The 20,281-nt window shown below is 66.6% G+C and carries 19 protein-coding genes; 13 read left to right on the top strand and 6 right to left on the bottom strand.

Features of this window, described 5'->3' with window-relative positions; translation table 11 throughout:
• Window positions 1–393: 393 nt before the first annotated feature.
• The 6 genes from tssK to tssE all read left to right on the top strand — a co-directional run bounded on the left by tssK (window position 394) and on the right by tssE (window position 8,075).
• A complete protein-coding gene (gene tssK / locus F3J14_RS05755) occupies window positions 394–1,743 on the top strand; it encodes a type VI secretion system baseplate subunit TssK (RefSeq protein WP_166722176.1) in 1,350 nt (449 codons plus the stop codon).
• Window positions 1,744–1,823: 80 nt separating this feature from the next.
• A complete protein-coding gene (locus tag F3J14_RS05750; RefSeq protein WP_166722207.1) occupies window positions 1,824–2,498 on the top strand; it encodes a DotU family type IV/VI secretion system protein in 675 nt (224 codons plus the stop codon).
• 11 nt (window positions 2,499–2,509) lie between these two features.
• On the top strand, window positions 2,510–4,273 hold the full coding sequence (locus F3J14_RS05745; protein ID WP_166722206.1) for an OmpA family protein: 1,764 nt from the start codon (window positions 2,510–2,512) through the stop codon (window positions 4,271–4,273).
• Window positions 4,274–4,367: 94 nt separating this feature from the next.
• Window positions 4,368–4,853: an Hcp family type VI secretion system effector gene (locus F3J14_RS05740; RefSeq protein WP_006750272.1), complete on the top strand. Its 486-nt coding sequence runs from the start codon at window positions 4,368–4,370 to the stop codon at window positions 4,851–4,853.
• 94 nt (window positions 4,854–4,947) lie between these two features.
• Window positions 4,948–7,656 (top strand): type VI secretion system ATPase TssH, encoded by a 2,709-nt coding sequence (gene tssH / locus F3J14_RS05735; RefSeq protein WP_166722175.1) that lies wholly within the window; start codon window positions 4,948–4,950, stop codon window positions 7,654–7,656.
• On the top strand, window positions 7,653–8,075 hold the full coding sequence (gene tssE / locus F3J14_RS05730) for a type VI secretion system baseplate subunit TssE (protein WP_105786623.1): 423 nt from the start codon (window positions 7,653–7,655) through the stop codon (window positions 8,073–8,075). The genes tssH and tssE overlap by 4 nt, the downstream gene beginning before the upstream one ends.
• Before the next feature lie 10 nt (window positions 8,076–8,085).
• On the opposite strand, the gene F3J14_RS05725 is transcribed toward tssE, so the two are convergent.
• Window positions 8,086–8,871: an NAD(P)H-dependent oxidoreductase gene (locus F3J14_RS05725; RefSeq protein ID WP_166722174.1), complete on the bottom strand. Its 786-nt coding sequence runs from the start codon at window positions 8,869–8,871 to the stop codon at window positions 8,086–8,088.
• A gap of 86 nt (window positions 8,872–8,957) precedes the next feature.
• On the opposite strand from F3J14_RS05725, the gene F3J14_RS05720 reads away from it, so the two are divergent.
• Both F3J14_RS05720 and F3J14_RS05715 read left to right on the top strand, forming a co-directional pair.
• Complete coding sequence (locus F3J14_RS05720; RefSeq protein WP_166722173.1) at window positions 8,958–9,851, top strand: LysR family transcriptional regulator; 894 nt, start codon at window positions 8,958–8,960, stop codon at window positions 9,849–9,851.
• 175 nt (window positions 9,852–10,026) lie between these two features.
• The gene (locus tag F3J14_RS05715) at window positions 10,027–10,431 is read left to right on the top strand and encodes a DUF2471 family protein (RefSeq protein WP_006750278.1); all 405 of its coding nucleotides are present in this window, start codon (window positions 10,027–10,029) and stop codon (window positions 10,429–10,431) included.
• 187 nt (window positions 10,432–10,618) lie between these two features.
• On the opposite strand, the gene F3J14_RS05710 is transcribed toward F3J14_RS05715, so the two are convergent.
• Entirely contained in the window at window positions 10,619–12,652 is a 2,034-nt protein-coding gene (locus F3J14_RS05710; RefSeq protein ID WP_166722172.1) for an NADPH-dependent 2,4-dienoyl-CoA reductase, read from the bottom strand.
• Between the two features lie 75 nt (window positions 12,653–12,727).
• On the opposite strand from F3J14_RS05710, the gene F3J14_RS05705 reads away from it, so the two are divergent.
• Window positions 12,728–13,828 (top strand): AraC family transcriptional regulator, encoded by a 1,101-nt coding sequence (locus F3J14_RS05705; protein ID WP_166722171.1) that lies wholly within the window; start codon window positions 12,728–12,730, stop codon window positions 13,826–13,828.
• A gap of 24 nt (window positions 13,829–13,852) precedes the next feature.
• Here F3J14_RS05705 and F3J14_RS05700 read toward each other — a convergent pair whose 3' ends face one another.
• The gene (locus tag F3J14_RS05700; protein WP_247682137.1) at window positions 13,853–14,845 is read right to left on the bottom strand and encodes a LysR substrate-binding domain-containing protein; all 993 of its coding nucleotides are present in this window, start codon (window positions 14,843–14,845) and stop codon (window positions 13,853–13,855) included.
• A 25-nt stretch (window positions 14,846–14,870) separates the two neighbouring features.
• Between F3J14_RS05700 and F3J14_RS05695 the strand changes: the two genes are divergently transcribed.
• Complete coding sequence (locus tag F3J14_RS05695) at window positions 14,871–15,290, top strand: ester cyclase (protein WP_166722170.1); 420 nt, start codon at window positions 14,871–14,873, stop codon at window positions 15,288–15,290.
• Between the two features lie 58 nt (window positions 15,291–15,348).
• Here the strand turns inward: F3J14_RS05695 and F3J14_RS05690 are convergent, their stop codons facing one another.
• The 3 genes from F3J14_RS05690 to F3J14_RS05680 all read right to left on the bottom strand — a co-directional run bounded on the left by F3J14_RS05690 (window position 15,349) and on the right by F3J14_RS05680 (window position 17,548).
• Complete coding sequence (locus F3J14_RS05690) at window positions 15,349–15,813, bottom strand: DUF126 domain-containing protein (protein WP_166722169.1); 465 nt, start codon at window positions 15,811–15,813, stop codon at window positions 15,349–15,351.
• Window positions 15,806–17,053 carry an aconitase X gene (locus tag F3J14_RS05685; protein WP_166722168.1) on the bottom strand — a complete coding sequence of 416 codons (1,248 nt, stop codon included), beginning with the start codon at window positions 17,051–17,053 and terminating at the stop codon, window positions 15,806–15,808. The genes F3J14_RS05690 and F3J14_RS05685 overlap by 8 nt, the downstream gene beginning before the upstream one ends.
• Before the next feature lie 66 nt (window positions 17,054–17,119).
• Window positions 17,120–17,548 carry a MarR family winged helix-turn-helix transcriptional regulator gene (locus F3J14_RS05680; RefSeq protein ID WP_166722167.1) on the bottom strand — a complete coding sequence of 143 codons (429 nt, stop codon included), beginning with the start codon at window positions 17,546–17,548 and terminating at the stop codon, window positions 17,120–17,122.
• Between the two features lie 108 nt (window positions 17,549–17,656).
• Between F3J14_RS05680 and F3J14_RS05675 the strand changes: the two genes are divergently transcribed.
• The 3 genes from F3J14_RS05675 to F3J14_RS05665 all read left to right on the top strand — a co-directional run bounded on the left by F3J14_RS05675 (window position 17,657) and on the right by F3J14_RS05665 (window position 20,272).
• Window positions 17,657–18,577: a LysR family transcriptional regulator gene (locus F3J14_RS05675; RefSeq protein WP_166722166.1), complete on the top strand. Its 921-nt coding sequence runs from the start codon at window positions 17,657–17,659 to the stop codon at window positions 18,575–18,577.
• A 107-nt stretch (window positions 18,578–18,684) separates the two neighbouring features.
• The gene (locus F3J14_RS05670) at window positions 18,685–19,116 is read left to right on the top strand and encodes a MarR family winged helix-turn-helix transcriptional regulator (RefSeq protein WP_166722165.1); all 432 of its coding nucleotides are present in this window, start codon (window positions 18,685–18,687) and stop codon (window positions 19,114–19,116) included.
• Window positions 19,117–19,180: 64 nt separating this feature from the next.
• Window positions 19,181–20,272: an HlyD family secretion protein gene (locus F3J14_RS05665; RefSeq protein ID WP_166722164.1), complete on the top strand. Its 1,092-nt coding sequence runs from the start codon at window positions 19,181–19,183 to the stop codon at window positions 20,270–20,272.
• The last annotated feature ends 9 nt before the right edge of the window (window positions 20,273–20,281 follow it).

Here is a 20,281-nt window from a genome sequence, read left to right as displayed (position 1 = left end):
ACCCGAAACACGGAAAATTGAAAATTAACGACACAAGGTTTTTTGCAAATAAGACTAGTCCGATCCCATGATGCATTCCAGACACGCCGTCCCAATCCCACACGCTCGCCCATAAATCACTATCAAACAAATTCACGACAATCCCACAACCACTTGATTTATATGCGATTTCCACAAAAAACACGGAACAAAAAATCTCAATAAAAATTCCACTCGACACCACTCACACCGGAGAAACACCCCGCACCCAATAAATCTCAAAATAAACACCCCATTTATCTCAATTTATTCGAGACACTTTCCAACAAATTCGAATAAAACGGGGTATACGAAATCGGAAAACGATGTATAGAATCGGCGCCTCATAATTCCTACATCGGTATTGACCACACCATGCGGATCGACAAACCGCTCTGGCATGAAGGGCTGATTCTTACGCAGCAGCATTTCCAGCAGCAGGAGCGCTGGAACGGGTTCGCGCTGCAACAACTGGCGTCGGCTGTCGCCGTATCGCCATGGGGAACGCTGAACGTCGACATCGACGAGGAGGCACTGTCCTCCGGCCGCCTGAAGCTTGCACGGCTGCAACTGCGTTTCCCGGACGGCACGCCGATCGACACGACCGTCGCCGACGCGTTGCCGCCGGCGCGCGACCTCGTCGGCGAAATTCCCGCGGATACCCAGACCGTCGACGTGCTCGCCGCGCTCGCGCTACCCGACGCGAACGGCAGCAACTGCCGTTTCGACGAAACGGCGCTGGCCCGCCCGCGCCGCGCGTATCGCGAGTTCGTCAAGGTGACGGACCTGAACGGCTCGGCCGAAACCGAAATTGCCGCCGAGCGTCATGCCGTCCGGTTGCTGTTCGGCTTCGAATCGCACGCCGACGACACGGCATGCGCGATCGCACGCCTGACGCGCACGACGAGCGGACAGTTCCAGGTCGATCGCCGATACGTCCCGCCCTGCCTTGCGCTATCGGGTCACACGCTGCATATCGAGCGTATTCGGCGGATCGCCGACATCCTCGCCGCCAAAAGCGCGCTCCTCGGTGCGCGCCGCAGCGAGCGCATCGAGCAGGTGGCCGAGTACGGCGTCGCCGATGTCCAGCTGTTCTGGCTCCTGCATTGCATTCACCAGGCGTGGCCGCAACTGCGCTTCCTCGCGTCGCATCCGGGGCAGCCGACCGATCGCCTGTACCAGGTGCTCGCCCAGTTGGCCGGCTCGCTGATCACGTTCTCGACGCGCGTGTCGCTGACCGACATTCCGCCCTACGACCATGCAAGCGCCCATGACGTGTTCGCAGCGCTCGAATCGCTGATCCGCGATTTGCTCGACGCGATCATTCCGTCACGCGTCGTCTCGATCGGGCTCTCGCATACGACGCCGACGACCTGGGTCGGCCAGTTCCGCGACGAGCGCATCGTCGAAGATGCCGCGGACTGGTATCTGTCCGTCAATGCCGCGTTGCCGGCGTTCGAGCTGGTCGAACAGTTTCCGCGCCTCTGCAAGATCGGCGCACCGGACGACGTCGAGCACATCGTCAATTCCGCCGTGGCGGGAATTCCGCTCAAAGCCGTGCAGCGGGTGCCCGGCGCCATACCGGTCCGGCTGGACAACCACTATTTCGCGCTCGATGCGCACGACGCCGCGCATGCGCGGATGCTCGCCGCGCGCGCTTGCCAGATCTACCTGCCCGCGTCGATTCCCGACGCGTCGCTCGAACTTTATGCGGTGCTGCGCTGATGAATGCCGTCGCCTCCATGCGTCACGAAACCGCGCTGCTTGCGCACGATCCCTCATCCGGTCATGCACTGCGATCCTCGATGCGCGCGCTGTTGCGCGATACCGCATTGCTCGTCACTCACCTGTCGAACGGCGGCCAGGTCGACAACGCCGCAGGCCTGCGTGAGCAGTGCCGCCTGCTGGTCGCACAGTTCGCGACCGCGCTCGATGCGCAAGGCATTGCCGCGGACGTACGGGACGACGCCATCGTCGCCCAGTGCGGGCTGATCGACGAGGCCGCACTGCGGCATCTGCCGGCTTCCGACAAGGCGAACTGGGAATCCACGCCGCTGCAGGTCGAGCGATTCGGCACGCACGATGCAGGCACGCGCATCTACGAGCGGCTCGACTACCGGATGCGCGAACCCGCGCCGAACGTCGACCTGCTCGAGTGCTATGCGGCCGTTCTCGGCCTGGGATTCCGTGGCCGGTATGCCGCCCGCTCGGGCCCGTCCGCGGGCACCCATGACGGTGAGGCGAAACGTCAGGCACTGATGGCCGAACTGGTTGCACAGATCGATCAATTGAGGCCGGCGGGCCGCCCGGGGTTCGTCACCGATTGCTCCAACACGCGACTGCTCGACCGGCTCAGGCACGTGTCGCCATGGGTGGTCGCGGGCGCGGCATGCGTCATCGCGGTACTCGTCTGGTTCGCGTGGGATCGGATCCTCGATGCCGAACTGGCCCAACTCGTCCAGCAAGCGAAACGGCCGTGAGTTCGGGCACCATGCTCCCAACGGCGGCAACCCACGCCGATTCCAATGCGGCACGCGCGGCGTTGTCGGGCCTGGGCTATCCGCTCCGAACGGTCGTGACGCTGTCCGCGGCACTGGCACTGGCCGTCGTCGGATGGGTTGTACCCGTCGAGCGCGGCGTCATGTGGGGATGGGTGGCGATCGTCGTCACGCTTTCCACGCTGGTCGTCTGGCTGCATTCGCGCGGATTGACGCGCGCCCGGGAACGAAACGTTCATGTGATTGCACAACTGGGCGCGGCGACCGCCGACCTGCCCGTCACGCTGCGCACGAGAATGCCGCTCGCGCTCGTCACCGGCGACGGCCTGTCCGCGTTGTTCGATCGCGATACGGCCATGTCGCGTTTCGTGCATGTCGGCGACGGCGCGATCTGGTTGCGAGCCGACAGCCCTCAGGATCTTCCCCGGCTTGCCGTCGCGGTCCGCCAATGGCGGGACGGTCACGCGCCGGATTGTGTCGTGCTGGCGGTCGCGCCGGGCCTTCATGCGAACGACGACACGCTATCGCAGTCGCTGCGCGTGATCCGGCAGGCCGTTGCGGATGCGTCCCGCATGCTCGGCGCGGCGCTGCCGGGCTATGTCGCCATCTATCAGCGGCTCTCGAACGCAAACGCCGCGGCGACGCCGCCGGCCGTCGAATCGGCGGCCCGGTGGTATGGCATGTCGACCGGATCGGCCATCGTCGACATGCATCGCTTCGACACCGCAATCGACGCAGCCGAGTCGGATGCGCTCCATGCCGACGGAAGTCCGGCGGTCGCGGCACGCGCCGCCGGCGTCGCATCGATGATCGGGTGGACCCGACGTGTCGTGTTCGACACGCTGACGGATCGCCGCCAGCCCGCATCGCCCTGGCCGTTGTTCGGCGCCGGCTGGATCGACCATGGCCCGGCGAGCGGCCCCGGCCAACCGTGGGACCGTGAAGTCCGGAGCCTGACAGGTATCGCCCCGGCCGCACTGCCTGCGTCGCCGACGCCATGGCCATTGCCGCAACCGCTGATCGACGCGATGCCGCGCCGATCGTGGCGGTCGCCGCGCATCACCGCCGCCGCGCACGTCATCGCGATCGTCGCCTGCGCCGCAATCGCCGCCATCTGCGGCGCCGCAAAGAACAACGATGCGCTGATGACCCGCATCGGCGAGCACCTTCAACACTACAACCGTATCCCCGCCACGCACGACGCAGCCAAACGCGACGCGCTCCGCGTCCTTGCGTCGGACCGCGATCAGCTCGACCGGTACGCACGGGTCGGCGTGCCGCTCCGGCTGTCGTTCGGCACCTATCGCGGTGCACCGCTGCTGCCCGTCCTCAATGACGCAATCGCGTCGTACGAACCGCCCCCGCCACCGCCCGCCGTCGTCACGCTGGACAGCATGTCGCTGTTCGACAGCGGCAAGGCAAGGCTCCGAACGGGCACCACGCGCGCGATGGTCGATGCGCTCGAACTGATCAAGTCCCATCCAGGCAAACGCGTGCTCGTCGCCGGCTACGCGGACGATCAGGGTCGGCCCGATCGCAATCTGAAGCTGTCGATCGATCGCGCGTCGGCCGTGCGCGACTGGCTCGTCGAAGCGTCCGGCATCCCGCCGACACGGTTCGCGATCCAGGGCTACGGCGATACGCGGCCGGTTGCCGACAACGCCACGCCGGAAGGGCGGGCAAAGAATCGTCGAGTCGAGATCACGCTCGTGCCCGATACACCGGTGCCTGCCGTCCCGACCGGCGCCGCGAAGTAACACGCGTTTGGGTTCCCGGGGCAGTCGCCCCGGGTTTATCAGCGCCGGAATCCGGTTCCGGCGATTCGCAGTACGAAGAAGAAGGAGTGAACAAATGGCAATTCCGGCCTACATGTGGCTCAAGGACGACGGTGGCGCGGACATCAAGGGTTCGGTAACCGTCCAGGATCGCGAGGGTAGCGTCGAACTGGTTGCGTTCGATCACGGCGTGCACATTCCGACCGACGGCAATACGGGCAAGCTGACCGGCACGCGCGTGCACAAGCCGATCACGCTGACGAAGGAGACCGACGCGTCGACACCGTATCTGTACAAGGCCGTGACGAGCGGCCAGACGCTGAAGTCGGTCGAGATCAAGTGGTATCGGATCGACGACGCGGGCAAGGAAAAGGAATACTTCAACACCAAGCTCGACAACGTGAAGATCGTCGCGGTGAAACCGAAGATGCTCGACATCAAGAACCCCGACTACGAGAAGCACAACCATCTCGAAGACGTGGAACTGCGTTACGAGACGATCACGTGGTCGTACAAGGACGGCAACATCATCCACAAGGACACCTGGAACGAACGTTCCTGATGGATTGACCGGCTGGCGGAATCCGTCGCGCTTGCGCGGCGGGATTCCGCTCTTCCGGGCGCCCGCCCTCTTCCCTTCCTGATCCGATACCGACATGACGCCGCCGCTCCGGGACGCTTCCCATCTCATTCGTCGCCTCAATCCCCACTGCACGCGCGCACTCGAAGCCGCGGCGAATCTTTGCCAGACCCGGCTCGCGGACGAAATCGCGGTCGAGCACTGGGTGCTGAAGCTGATCGAAGCCGATGATGGCGACATTCCCGCGCTGCTGCGCCACTACGACCTCGACATCGACGCCGTCTGGGATGCGATGATCGACGTGATCGAGCGCATGCCACGCACGTTGCGCGGCATGCCGGCACTGTCGCGACAACTCGCCACGGTGCTGGAGGATGCGTGGGCGCATGCGACGTCCGACGATCCCGACGACTTGATTCGTTCGGGCCACCTGCTGCAAGCGATCGTCGATGCCCCTCATGTCCTGCGCACCCAGCGTGCGTGGCCGCTGCTGTCCGTCTCCAGCGCGCAGATTCGTCGCGTGCTGCCCCGGCTCGGGCGGCGATCGTGCGAAAACGCAGTTGACGACCCCGTATCGGCACCCGAAACCGACTCGGCCGGCGATCTGCCCGCAACGGGAACACCGACGTCGGCCGCCGCGGCACACCCTGCCCCCACGCGCGCGATCGAGCACGACGCACTCGCGCGTTTCACGCTCGACCTGACCGACAAGGCGCGTCGTGGCGAGATCGACCCCGTCTTCGGACGCGACCGCGAGATCCGGCAGATGATCGACGTGCTCGCGCGCCGCCGCAAGAACAATCCGATCCTGGTCGGCGAACCGGGCGTCGGCAAGACCGCGCTTGTCGAAGGGCTCGCATTGCGCGTGATCGACGGCGGCGTGCCGGAAACGATCCGCGGCACGCGCATCCTGACGCTCGATCTCGGCTTGCTGCAGGCCGGCGCCGGTGTTAAGGGCGAATTCGAGCAACGGCTGAAGAACGTGATCGACGAGGTGCGAGCTTCGACGACACCGATCCTGCTGTTCATCGACGAGGCGCACACGTTGATCGGTGCCGGTAACGCGGCAGGCGGCGCCGATGCCGCCAACCTGCTCAAGCCTGCGCTCGCACGCGGCGAGTTGCGCACGATCGCGGCCACCACGTGGGCCGAATACAAGCAATACTTCGAACGCGATGCGGCACTCGAACGGCGCTTCCAGGTCGTCAAGGTTGACGAGCCGGACGACGAAGCAGCCTGCCTGATGCTGCGCGGGCTCGCCGGCCGCTATGCGGCCCATCACGAGGTTCACATCCGCGACGAGGCGATCGTCGCGGCCGTCCGCCTGTCGCGCCGCTACATTCCGGCGCGCCAGTTGCCGGACAAGGCCGTGGATCTGATCGATACGGCAGCCGCGCGCGTGCGGATGGCACTCGACGTACCGCCGGCGGAACTGCAACAGGCTCATGCGGCGCTGGCGGCGCTCGAGCTGGAGCGTGCCGCACTCGATGCGGACGCCCGCGCCGGCATCGCCGACGTCGGAGGACGGCAGATCGCGATCAGCGCGGAACACGAAGGCGTGCGCCACACCGCCGATGCGCTGCTCGGCCAGTACATGCGAGAACGCGAGCTCGTCGGCATCCTGCGCACGCTCCGTGGCTCGACCGATCAGGCGCCCGACCCGGTAGCCGTTTCCAACACGCTCGACGCGTTATCGACCGTCCAGTGCAAAGCGCCGATGATCTCCCCCGACGTCGATGCGCGATCGATCGCGCGCGTGGTCGCCGAATGGACGGGCGTACCGGTCGGCAATCTCGTCGAGGATGAACTGCGAAGCCTGCTCGCGCTCGAGTCGACGCTCGCGACACGCGTGGTCGGACAGGACGATGCGATCGGCGCATTGGCGGAGAGCCTGCGCACCGCCAAGGCCGGCCTGAAAAGCGAGCACGCGCCGCTCGGCGTATTCCTGCTCGCCGGGCCGTCGGGTGTCGGCAAGACCGAGACGGCGCTCGCGCTCGCCGAGGTGCTGTTCGGCGGCACTGCGGCGCTGACGACGATCAATCTGTCGGAGTACCAGGAAGCGCACACGGTATCGCAGCTCAAGGGGTCACCACCCGGCTATGTCGGTTACGGACGCGGCGGCGTGCTGACCGAAGCCGTGCGCCAGCGTCCGTACAGCGTCGTGCTGCTGGACGAAGTGGAGAAGGCGCATCGCGACGTGCTCGATATTTTCTATCAGGTGTTCGACCGCGGCACGATGCGCGACGGCGAAGGGCGCGAGATCGATTTCCGCAACTGCGTGATCGTGATGACGTCCAATCTCGGCAGTGCGCAGATCGACGACGCGACGGCCGAAAACGCGTCGATCACGCAGGTCGCGTTGCGCGAAGCCATTCATCCGCAGCTGGTCGCGCATTTTCAGCCGGCGCTGCTCGCACGCTTCCAGACGCTCGTCTATCGGCCGCTCGACGCCGCGGCGCTTGCATCGATCGTGCGGATCAAACTGGACAAGATTGCCGAACGCCTGCATCGGCAACACACCGTCACGCTAACGTGCGACGATGATCTGATCGAATCGATCGCGCAGCACTGCGTGTCGCGGGATTCCGGCGCACGCGGCGTCGATGCGCTCCTGAACCAGCGCGTGCTGCCCGTCGTGTCCCGCGAACTGCTTGCCCGGATGGCAACAGGTGTCACGCCGCGACACATCCTGCTGTCGACCGGCGTCGAAGGTGCGTTGACGATCGATTTCGTCGATGCCCCGGCCACGATCGAGGCTCGCATCGAGCAACCGAACCGCCCATGACCGCCGGCCCCTCCCTCTACGACATGCTGCTCGGCCAGATCGGCGGCGAGCCGATCGGCGCCTACGACGACCGAACGCTCGAATGCCTGAGCGTGCAGCAGAACGTGCGACGCATTCTCAATACGCGGGCCGGCGCGCTCAAGCACCTGCCCGACTACGGGTTGCCCGACCTCACGAACATCTACAAGGCATTGCCCGCGTCGGCGCATCTGCTCAAGCAGCAGATGGAGGCCACGCTACTGAAGTACGAGCCGCGCATCCGTTCGATCGACGTCGGGATCGTCGATAACCGCGATCCCGGCATCCTGGTGAGCTTCGAAATGACATGCCACCTGAAGAACACGGGACTCGTGCGCTTCGGCACCTACTTCGAACCGCCGGGCCGCCTGCGCATCGAACGGCGCATCGACCGGCCGTGATCGCACACCCTCACTGCTCGTGCGCGAGGTGCGCCGCAAACCCCACCTTCTCCGGCGCGATCCCGGCCTTCAGCGTCAGCGCCGGAATTTCGTAGTCCCCTGCATTCTGCCGCCGGAACGGAATCGGCCGTGCGGTCCACAGTTCGTCGAGACGCTTGCCGAGCGCCGCGCGCGTTTCGTCGAAGCGCATGTCGTTCATCCGTCCCGTCCGATAGATCACGAACGGCGGCAGCACGTCGAACCCCGGGTAATACAAAATCCCGTGCTGGATCGGAAACAGCACGTCGTCGATCGGCCCGTTGATGCCGCGCGCGCTGTAGTGCGACTCCCAGCCGCCCGTCGTGACGATCACCATCGCACGCTTGCCCGCCAGCGAGCCCTCGCCGTAACGGTCGCCCCAGTGCTGGTCGGAATGCTCGCCAACACCGTACGCGAAGCCGTACGCATACACACGCTCGACCCAGCCCTTCATGATCGCCGGCATCGAGAACCACCACAGCGGAAACTGCAGGATCACCGCGTCGGCCCACTTCAGCTTGTCCTGTTCGCGCGCGATGTCGTCGCGCTGCGTGCCCGTCTCGAACGCACGCTTCGAATCGAGCGCGGGATCGAAACGCGCGTCGGGCGCACGGTCGGTCACGTCATGCGCGTCGAACGCGGCCTTCCAGTTCATCGCGTACAGATCGGTCACCTGCACGGCGTGGCCGGCCGCTTCGAGATGCTCGACCGCGAAGTCCCGCAACGCGCCGTTGAGCGAACGCGGTTCGGGATGGGCATAAACGATCAGCACATTCATGTTCACTGCTCCGTTGATTGCATGACTGCAGGATGCCGTCGCCAACGGTATATTGGAAATGAATTCCTGATATTCCTGGTATAGCCATGAACAATCTCAGACGACTGGACCTGAACCTGCTGGTCACGCTCGACGTGCTGCTCGCCGAGCACAACGTCACGCGGGCAGCTGAAAAACTGAACATGTCGCAGCCGTCGGTCAGCGTGCAGTTGCAGAAACTGCGCGACCTGTTCGGCGATCCTCTGCTGCTGCCGGGGCCGCGCGGGATGCGGCCGACCGCGCGCGCCGAAACGCTGCGCGAGCCGCTGCGGGACGCGCTCGACGCGCTCGAGCGGGCGGTGCTGACGGCGACGCCGTTCGATCCGGCGACCGCAACGAACACGTGGCGCGTGGCCGCCACCGACTATGGCGAATCGACGATCGTCCTGCCCGCGCTGAACACGCTGCGTTCGGCCGCCCCCGCTGCGCGGCTCGCCGTCGTCGAACTCGTGCCGCCGCGCATCGAGCAGGACGCGGAGCGCAACGGCATCGACCTGGCCTTCCATATGACCGAAGCGTCGCCGGAAGGCATGCGGCGCCTGCCGCTGTTCGTCGAGCGATACGTGCTCGTCGGCCGCGCCGGTCATCCGAAGCTGAAGCGGCGCCCGACGCTCGCGCAGTTCGGCGCGCTGGAACACGTGATCGTGTCGCCCGACGGCGGCGGCTTCTTCGGCGTGACGGACGAAGCGCTCGCGAAATCGGGCGCTGCGCGGCGTGTCGTGCTGTCGGTTCCGCATTTCCTGTTCGTGATGTCGGCCGTCGCCAGCACCGATCTCGTCGCGATGCTGCCGGAGCGGCTGGTCCGCAACACGCCCGCATTACGCGTCGTGGAAGCGCCGGTCGAAGTCCCCGGCTACGAGATGTCGATGCTGTGGCACGAACGCGTGCATCGCGATCCGGCGCATCGATGGTTGCGGGAGACGATCGCCGCGTCGCTATGAATCGCTCGCGGCACGAACGCAACCGCACTTTCCATCGTCCGAAACGGGCCGCGGCACACGCGCGTATTCATTCAGGACTTGAAACCGCCTCAAACACTGTATATATTTACAGTGCTTTTGCACCATTTGACCCGAATTCCGTCACCCATGACGGACGGACTTTTGTGAGGCGACCATGTTCCAGTCATCCGCATTCGATCCCGAGCAACCCGGCTTCAACCCCGGCCACTTCGAGCGTGCCGCGCAGCGCGCGGTCGTCGATCTGCAGCGTGTCGTCGGCGGCCCTGCGCAGCGCGCGCTCGGCCTGCGACGCCGCACGCATCCGGCCGCCGTCCGCACGATGAGCTGGCAGGCGCTGCTGAACGTCGAGGAACTCGCGTTCTCGAACGCCGGTTTCCTGAGCCGCAACGATCCGACCGTCGTCGACGCGTTCATCCGCCTGCGCGACAGCCGGCTGGTCGCGGCGGACGTCGAGGAGCCGGTCGACTGGCGTCGCGACGACGACGACCTGCCGGCCGTCTACCTGATCGTCAAGGCGATGCTGGAAGCGGAAGAGGAGGAACGGGCCGAAGCGGCCTGACACACGCGGGGCCGGTAGCGGATGGCTGTGTGCCGGAATCGCATCGCATGGCGACACGGCACCTCGGTTCCACGCTGTCGGCATGCCCCCGGCCTAGAGAATTACGGGGCGGAAAACCGCGATGCGTCGCGCAGGCAGGGCACCGCCGCGCGACGCACGCCGTCCCGACACCCGGAACGATTGCCCGTTACAGCCGCGCGGCAAGCCGCGAACCCTGATCGATCGCACGCTTCGCATCGAGTTCGGCTGCCAGTTCCGCACCGCCGATCAGATGCACCGACCGTCCGGCTGCCTGCAGCGGCACCAGCAGCGCGCGCTGCGGTTCCTGCCCCGCGCACAGCACGATCGTGTCGGCTTCGATCAGTTCGTGATCGGTGCGCTGTTCGCCGTACGACACGTGCAACCCGCGCGCATCGATCAATTCGTAGTTCACGCCGCCGATCATCTTCACCTGCTTCATCTTCAGCGTCGCGCGGTGAATCCAGCCGGTCGTCTTGCCGAGCCCCTTGCCGAGCGGCGCGGCCTTGCGTTGCAGCAGCGTCACTTCGCGCGCGGGCGCCCCGACCTGCGCACGCGTCACGCCGCCGCGCGTCGCGGCCGGATCGGTCACGCCCCACTCCGCTTTCCACTCTTCCAGATCGAGCGTCGGCGACTCGCCGTCCTGCACCAGATACTCGGCGACATCGAAGCCGATGCCGCCCGCGCCGACCACGGCGACACGCCGGCCGACCGGCTGCCTGCCGGCGAGCACGTCGATATAGCTGAGCACGTTCGGCCCGTCCTGCCCGGGAATCTTCGGGTCGCGCGGCGCCACGCCGGTGGCGAGCACGATCTCGTCATAGCCGCCCGCGATCAGGTCGCTCGCGTCGACGCGGCGGTTCAGGTGCAGGTTCACCCCGGTCAGCTCGACCTGGCGGCCGAAGTAACGCAGCGCTTCGTCAAACTCTTCCTTGCCCGGGATCCGCTTCGCCATGTTGAACTGGCCGCCGATCTCCGCGGCCGCGTCGAAGAGGTCGACGTGGTGGCCGCGCTGCGCGAGCACGGTCGAGCACGCGAGCCCGGCCGGCCCCGCCCCGACGACCGCGATGCGCTTCGGCTGCGGCGCCCGCGTATAGACCAGCTCCGTCTCGTGGCAGGCGCGCGGGTTCAGCAGACATGACGCGATCTTGTTCTTGAACGCATGGTCGAGACACGCCTGATTGCAGCCGATGCAGGTGTTGATCTCGTCGGCGCGGCCCTGCGCGGCCTTGACGACGAACTCGGCATCCGCGAGCAGCGGACGCGCCATCGACACCATGTCCGCGCAGCCATCCGCGAGAATCTGCTCGGCCACTTCGGGCCGGTTGATCCGGTTGGTCGTCACGAGCGGGATGCCGACCTCGCCCTTCATCTTCTGGGTCACCCACGCGAACGCGCCGCGCGGCACCGACGTCGCGATCGTCGGCACGCGCGCCTCGTGCCAGCCGATCCCCGTGTTGATGATGGTCGCACCCGCGCGCTCGACGGCCTTCGCAAGCTGCACGGTCTCGCGCCAGTCGCTGCCGTCCGGGATCAGGTCGAGCATCGACAGCCGGTAGATCAGGATGAAGTCGCGCCCGACCGCTTCGCGCGTGCGCTCGATGATCTCGATCGGCAGGCGGATGCGGTTTTCATACGAACCGCCCCACTGGTCGCTGCGCTTGTTCGTATGCATCGAGATGAACTGGTTGATCAGGTAGCCCTCGGAGCCCATGATCTCGACGCCGTCGTAGCCGGCCTCGCGCGCGAGCTGCGCGCAGCGGACGAACGCACGGATCTGCCGCTCGACGCCGCGCGCGCTGAGTTCATGCGGCGCGAACGGCGAGATCGGCGACTTGATCTTCGACGGCGCGACCGCGAACGGGTGGTAGCCGTAGCGGCCGGTATGCAGGATCTGCAGCGCGATCTTGCCGTCGTCCGCATGCACGGCGTCGGTGATCACGCGATGGCGCCGCGCGCCGGCGGACGTCATCAGGGTGCCGCCGAACGGCTTGGTCCAGCCGGCCACGTTCGGCGCGAAGCCGCCGGTCACGATCAGGCCGACGCCGCCGCGCGCACGTTCGGCGAAATAGTCGGCGAGCCGCGGCAGCGTCTTGCGGCTGTCCTCGAGGCCCGTGTGCATCGAGCCCATCAGCACGCGATTCTTCAGCGTGGTGAAGCCGAGGTCGAGCGGTGCGAGCAAGTGGGGAAAGGGGGTCGTCATGATGAGTCTGCCGATAAGCGATGGGTGTCATCGTAGGCGCGCGCCGCCTTGAACGTGAGGGGGCAAACAGCCATAATGCTTGTCATTTCCGGCCAAATCGACATGACCTCCCCGTCACGCAAGGATCACCTCGGGCTCCGCCGGCCGACGATTCCGGTCGCCTATACGCGCCTGTTGCTGCAAGCGCTGGCCGCGCGCGGCGTCGATCTCGCCGCGGTGCGCGCAGGCACGGGGCTACGCGACGCGGTGTTGGCCGAACCGGACGCGCGCGTCGCGCCGTCGCAATGGGGCCGGCTCGTGCTCAACGCGATCGAGATCGGCGGCGATCCAGGCATCGGGCTCGCGTTCGGGCTGCTGCTGAAGCCGACCGTGCACGGCTTCCTCGGCTATGCGACGCTGACCGCGCGGGACATCCGCGACGCGCTGGTCGTCACGCAGCGCTACTTCCGGATGCGCAATCGCCAATATCGTCTGACCTACGCGGAGGACGAACACGGCGCAACACTCGAACTGCACGGCGTGCAGGCGAGCCCCGTGCTCCAGCATCACGTGATGTTCGAGTTCGTGCTGACCGGGCTCGCGCAGAATATCTCGCAGTGGTCCGGGCGCGCGTCGCCGCCGATCGCGCTGCGCTTCGTGTGGCCGGAGCCCGGCTATTTCGCGCGTTATCGCGACCAGTTGCCGCCGGTCGAATTCGGCTGCGCGGCGAATGCGCTGTGGATCGCGCGCGACGTGCTCGACTGGCCGCTGCCGCTCGCCGACGAAGTCGCGCACCGGCAGGCGCTCGTGCAGGTCGAGCGCGAGTATGCGCAGGTACGCCAGGAGGAAGGCGATCTGGTCGAGCGCGTGCGCGCGGAACTGGCGCGCACGGCCGGCGACTATTCGAGCCCGGAGGCGCTCGCCGACGCGCTGCTCGTGTCGACGCGTACGTTGCGGCGCCGGCTCGAGGAGGCCGGGTCGAGCTACCGGCAACTGCTCGACGAAGCGCGGTTTCGCGATGCGAAGCAGTTGCTCGCGGCATCGGACCTCGACCTGAAGACGATCGCCGAGCGGCTGCAATTCACCGACCCGGCGAATTTCACGCGCGCATTCCGACGGTGGGCCGGGCAGACGCCAAGTGCCTACCGGGAAGCGGCGGCCGGGTTGACGGTGTCGAGTTCGGGGAACACGCGCTAGCCGATTCGATCGGGGCGCATAGGTTCACGTCGACGAACGCTCCGTCAGGATGTCGACGAACATCGCGACGAGCGGCTCGACGATCGACTGCGTTGCCGGATCCTCGCCGATCACGGCGACTTCGGACGCGGGCAGCGCCGGCCATTGCGCAGACGTCGGCAGGATCTTCATGCCGGCCTGCAGGAACGACTTGCCCAGCACGGTGACACCCAACCCGCCCGCCACCGCGGCCTGCACGCCCACGAGATTGCTGGCCGTGCAACCCACGGCCCATTCGCGCCGCGCCGCCTCCAGGCTTTCCGTCATCACTTCGCGATACGCGCAGGGCGGCGGCATCATCACGAGGCGCACCGGGCGCGCCGGATCGTTCCGGTAGTTTTTCGCGGCCAGCCATACCAACGGCTCCCGCCATATCACGCGGCCGCGCAGCGGCGCGCCTTCCTGCTTGCGCCGCGCGAACACCACGTCGAGCAAGCCGGCGCGATGCGCGTCGACGAGTTCCGGGCTCGACCCGGTGGTGAGTTCCAGCTGGACGGACGGGAAACGCTCGCCGAAGCGCGCCAGGATCAGCGGCAACTGCGCGTGCACGAGGTTTTCGGATACGCCGAGCCGCAGCCGCGCGAATGGCGCAGGCGCCCGCAGTTCGCGCATGAACGCGTCGTATTGCGCGAGCAGGCGACGCCCACCGGCGAGCACGCGTTCGCCCTCCTGCGTCAGCCTCAGCGAGCGGCTCGTCCGCTCGAAGACGCGCACGTCCAGCGCTTCCTCGAGCCGCAGCACCTTCTGGCTGACCGCGGATTGCGAACGCCCGACGACGTTGGCCGCCGCCGTGAAGCTGCCCGTTTCGGCCACGGCAACGAACGCCCGCAATAAATCCAGGTCCAGCATCGCACCCCATCCATTCGAAACGCTTCTAGATGGAAGAAAGATTATTCGTTTGTCTTCTGGTTCGCAAGTTCGCACAATGGCTTCGGCCTGCCGGATTCGATCGTGAACCGGGGCAGCAAGCGTATCCATGTCGTCGTTTCAACGGAGCAGAAAGATGAGCACACGCAATTCGGTCGAGATCGTCGAGCATTTCTGGCGGGAGGTCTGGCAGTCGCGCAACCCCGACGCCGTGGATGCCCTCGTCGCGGAAGATTTCGCGATCACGTCGGGCGGTGTCGTCATCCGCTCGCGTGCGGAATTCAAGAAGTGGGTCGCGGCCTTTCTCACGAGCATCGACGACTTCAAGTTCGAGGTCGTCGAAACGTTCCAGAACGAAGCCGGCGACCGCGTCGCGAGCCGCTGGCGCGTGACGGGGACGAACAACGGGTTCATGGGGTCGGCGCCGTGCCGGTCGCCCATCGACATGACGGGCACGGCCGTCTGGCACGTGCGCGACGATGGGCTGCTTCAGCACAACTGGGTCGAGCGCAACGCGCTCGAAGTGCATCGCAGCCTGAAAGGGCCGCAACCGTAAACCCGGGCAGCGACAATCGGGGCGGCGAGCCGATGCGCCCGCCACGTCGCGGATCCGGTCAGATCGAACGCGCCGCGTCGCCCAGGTAGATTCGCGTGCCGCCCGCGCCCTCGCCCGCCTCGATCCGCACCGGCCCCGAGGACGCGACAATCGCGTCATACACGTCGTCCGTCACGCAAACCACCGGCACCGCGATCGCATAGAGCTCCGCCGCCACGATCGCGCCGATCGAGATGATCAGGTCGCGCTCCTTCAGCACGATCCCGACCGGCCCCGTGCCGTTGCGCACCGCTTCCGCGAGCACGCTGCTGCTCGAACTCGAGCCCTTCGCGTGCGGCATCACCATGATCCGGCCGGCCAGGCTCGCGCCGGCCTGCGGATGCCCGCGATCGACGATCCGCCCCGCGCCCGAGTCGTAGCCGCCCCAGAAGCTGAGCGGCTTGTCGAGCACGATCGTGTTCGCGCATGCGCTGCCCGGCACGAGCGTGTCGCCCGTCAGTTGCCCCATCATTGCTTCAGTCATCGAATCGCACCTTTCCTTCGAACGCGGAGCGCACGCACTCGCGCATGCTGCCGTACGCGACCGTGACGCCGATGTTCGCGGGCGCATACGACGCCCACTTCCCCGAGTTGGTCATCACCAGGCCCGACAGCTGTTTCATCACCGGCGTGATGTACGTGCAGGTGTCGACGACGATCTGGACGCCGCGCGCGTCGAATTTTCCGGCGAGCCCGAGCTCGCCCAGCTCCCACAGGATGAAGCGGCTCGTGTTCACGTAGAAATCGCACTTCGGCTTGCCGTCGAACTGATCGAGCAGCGCGTCGAGCGTGCGGAATTCGGCCAGCGAAAAATGCGGCGTGCCGAGCGCGACCGCGACGAGCGCGTCGCCGGCCGCGCCATGATTCAGCGTGCGGCGGATCTCGTCGAGATCGGCCATCGCGACATCGACCGTTTGCTGCGCCGCCTGCCCGTGCAACGCGGCGTCGAGCGTCGGCGCCTCGGGTGTGACGCCCACCGCATGAAACAGCGCGACGGCCCCGCTCGATGCGGCGGCCGCGCCGAGCGCCTTGAGTTCGTCTTCGGTGGTGTCGGCGGGCAGCCCGACGATCGCCGGGACGATCGCGCCCGCGATCCTGCCGATCAGCAACCCGAGCGCCGCGAAATAGATGTCGCGCGACGGCCGGTTGCCGAACTCCGGCGCGTTGAATACGATCCGCGCCGCGCGATTCGATTCGACGTGCAGGCCCGCATACGGCGCACGCCCCGTGATCGCGGCGGCCAGATCGAGAAAGTCGCCATAGCGGCTGGTGCGCGCACCGAGCACCGAATTCGCGAACACGATCGCATTGGATTCGGCCCACGCGATCTGCTCGCCCAGGTGCGGACGATTCTTCAGCTGATACGGCGCGCACGTGAAGCTCGATTCGCAGCCGAGTTGCAGGTGCGCCTCCATCAGCCGCTGAGCGTCACGCTGGATCGTGCGATCGCCGTGATACAGCTCGGGATGGATCAGGTCGAGCGACCCGACGTTCAGCGTGGTCGGCACCGCGACTCGCGCGCCGGTGTCGACGAAATACTCGACGAAGTCGAGGCTCGTCTGGCCGTGGTAAAGGCAGCCGTCGATATGCGCGGACGTGATATCGATCAGGTGCGGCGCCGACATGACCTCGGCCGTGCGCGTGACGATCCGCATCGCGCGTGCGACGCCGTCGCCGAATGCGCCGCGCAACATCGCGTCGTCGCGCTCGCTCAACTGCAGCATGGGGGTGCTCCTCGTGTCTCGTCCGGCGAGTCCGGATCGCTTTTGTCATACTACCGCGCGTTGCGGCTAGCGCTGCGCCGTCAGGCTGAACAGTTCGTCGCGCAGCGCCTTGGCCCGGTCGCGGCCGAACTGCGTCTCGAACTCGTCCTGCGCGGCCTGCCACGCGGCTTTCGCCTGCGCGAAGGTGCGCTCGCCGAGCTTCGTCAGGCTGAGCGCGTGCGCGCGTGCGTCATGCTCGGACGCGGCCGCGGCGACGAATCCGTCGCGCTGCAGCGGCTTGAGCGCGCGCAACAGCGTGGTGCGGTCCATCACCAGCGAATCGGCAAGCTCGCTCATCACCAGGCCGGGCCGGCGCGACAGGTTCGCCATGATCGAGAACTGTGCGGGCGTGACACCGACCGAGGCCAGATGCCGCTCGTAGAGTTGCGTGACGAAGCGCGCCGCCTGGCGCAGCGCGAGGCAATTGCAGGCCTGGGCGATCTCGATATCGTTCATGATCGGCAATTTATATGTGCATATGCATAAAGTCAATGTACACTCCGCCGTAACATGGCCGGGCAGGCCGCTTTCACCGCGCGCCGCCATCGCCGCGAGGAGACGAACATGGACTACATCGACAAGCTGCGGATCTTCCGGTCGGTGGTGGAAATGCGCAGCTTCACGCGCGCCGCCGACATGCACGGCCTCGCGCGGCCGGTCGTGTCGCGAGCGGTCGCGGATCTCGAGGCGCGCTTCGGCAGCCGCCTGCTGCACCGGACCACACGCCAGGTCTCGCTGACCGAAACCGCCGAGCGCATCTACGAACGCTGCGCGGCCGTGCTCGACGAACTCGACTCGCTGGAAGCGCAGGCGCAGTCGCACACGCGCGAGCCCGAGGGGCTGCTGCGCCTCGTCGCGCACACGACGGCCGCGCTGAACCGGCTCGTGCCGCTGATCGCCGGCTTCAAGGCCGCGCATCCGAAAGTGCGCCTCGACGTCACGCTGACCGAGCGCCCGGTCGACCTCGTCGGCGAAGGCTACGACATCGGCATCGTCGTGCCGTACATGCTGACGAGCGAAACGACCGTCGTGCGCCTGGTCGAACGCATTCCGGTGGTGATCGTCGCGACGCCCGCGTATCTGCGCGCGCACCCGCGTCCGGAGACACCGGCCGCGCTCGCCGATCATGCGTTCGTGCCGCTGTCGCCGTCGCTGCGCCGGCCCGCGCTGTCGTTCCGCGTCGACGGCGACACGCTGACCGTGCCGTTGAGCTTCGACATCTCGTCGAACAGCCCCGTCTTCAACCGTGAAATGGTGATGCACGACTTCGGCATCGGCGTCGTGCCGAGAACGCTCGTCGAGGCCGAACTCGCGTCGGGCGCGCTCGTGCAGCTGCTCGAAGGCGCCGATCTGGTCGACGCGTTCGTGGAGATCAAGCTCGCTTACGCGAACCGCGCGCTGCTGCCCGCGAAGGTCAAGGCGTTCATCGACTACACGGCCGCGTATTGCGACCGCGGAGGCCGGATTGTTCCTGCCGCCGCCTGACTCGGCGCAAAAACGCGCCGTCCGGCCGCCGATTGGTACAGCCACGACACCAATCTGATCCCGCCCCGACTCTCGCTTCAGGCCGCCTCGCCACCTAATATGTGCACATGCACACGACCACCCTCACCGATGACGATTGCTTCGCGATCCGGCAGGCCGCGCGGCGAATCTCGCAGTTCTACGAGCGCTATCTGTCGCGGGCAGGCGTCACGCCGTCGCAGTACAGCATTCTCGCGCTGCTGCGGGAGCGTCCGGGCCTGACGATGGCGACGCTGTCGGCGGTACTGGTGATCGAGCGCACGGCGCTCCTGCGCGCGCTCAAGCCACTGATCGGCGCCGCGCTCGTGACGGGCCGGATGGAGCCGCGTTGCCGCCGCCAGACGTTCGCGCTGACCGAGCACGGCGAAGCCAGAATCGCCGACGCGCATGTGCACTGGCTCGCCGCACAGCAAGCGTTCGAGCAGCGGTTCGGGTCCACCCAGGCGGCCCGCCTCAGAGACGAATTGTTTCGGATCACGCATAACCTGCCGGAACGCTAGCCCCTTTCCCGATCGATGCGACATCGTCGATCGTTTTGATAAGTGCATATACATAGGTGAATCGATGGAAACGACCCAAGCCGCTGCTTCCCGCGAAGCAGCCACAATCGACCCGCCCGCGAAGCAGCAGCGCCGCGTGCCGTGGATGCGCATCGCGGTGGGCGCCGTGGTCGTCGTCGTGGCCGCGGCCGCGCTCGACTGGCTGTTCGTGCTGCGCTTCCAGGAAAGCACCGACGATGCGTATGTCGGCGGCGACGTCACCGTGCTCGCGCCAAAGGTGAACGGCTTCGTCGACAAGATCCTCGTGACCGACAACCAGCGCGTGAAGGCCGGCGACGTGCTCGTGCAGCTCGATGCGCGCGACTACGATGCGAAGCTCGCGCAGGCCGACGCGGAAGTCGACAGCGCGCGCTCCGCGGTGACGGAACTCGAAGCGAAGCAGCAGCTGCAATACGCGGTGATCGGCCAGCACGCGGCGGACCGCAATGCGTCGTCGGCCGAGCTCACGCGTGCGTCGTCCGACCGCGTGCGCTACCGCGAGCTCGTCAAATCCGATGCGGTGTCGAATCAGATCGTCGAGCGCGCGGATGCCGACTATTCGAAGGCGGATGCGGCCGTCGCCCGCAGCGACGCCGCGCTGCTCGCGTCGAAGCGGCAGCTCGACGTGCTCGGCGCGCAGCTCGCCGATGCGCGGGCCCGCGTGAACACGGCGCTCGCCGCGCAACGCGTCGCGGCGCTCAACGTCGAGTACACGACGATCCGCTCGCCGGTCGACGGTTACGTCGGCAACCGTACGAGCCGCGTCGGGATGCTCGCGAATGTCGGCGTGCCGCTGCTGACGGTCGTGCCCGCGTCGGGGCTGTGGATCGACGCGAACTTCAAGGAAGACCAGCTGCGCAAGATGCGCGCGGGCGATCGCGTCGACGTCACGCTCGATGCGTCGAGCACGCGCCTGCACGGCCGCGTCGACAGCCTCGCGCCCGCGACCGGCGCGACCTTCAGCGTGCTGCCGCCCGAGAACGCGACCGGCAACTTCACGAAGATCGTCCAGCGCGTGCCGGTGCGCGTGCATCTCGATCCGCAGCCGGGCATCGAACACGTGCTGCGCCCCGGTCTGTCCGCGGGCGTGACGGTGTACACCGACCACGCGAACTGAACCGGAGCC

The organism is Burkholderia sp. Tr-862, from assembly GCF_011753085.1.
Taxonomy (GTDB): Bacteria; Pseudomonadota; Gammaproteobacteria; order Burkholderiales; family Burkholderiaceae; genus Burkholderia; species Burkholderia ambifaria.
Note: the sequence above shows the minus strand (reverse complement) of the source record. Positions and strands in the feature narration are given on the sequence as shown.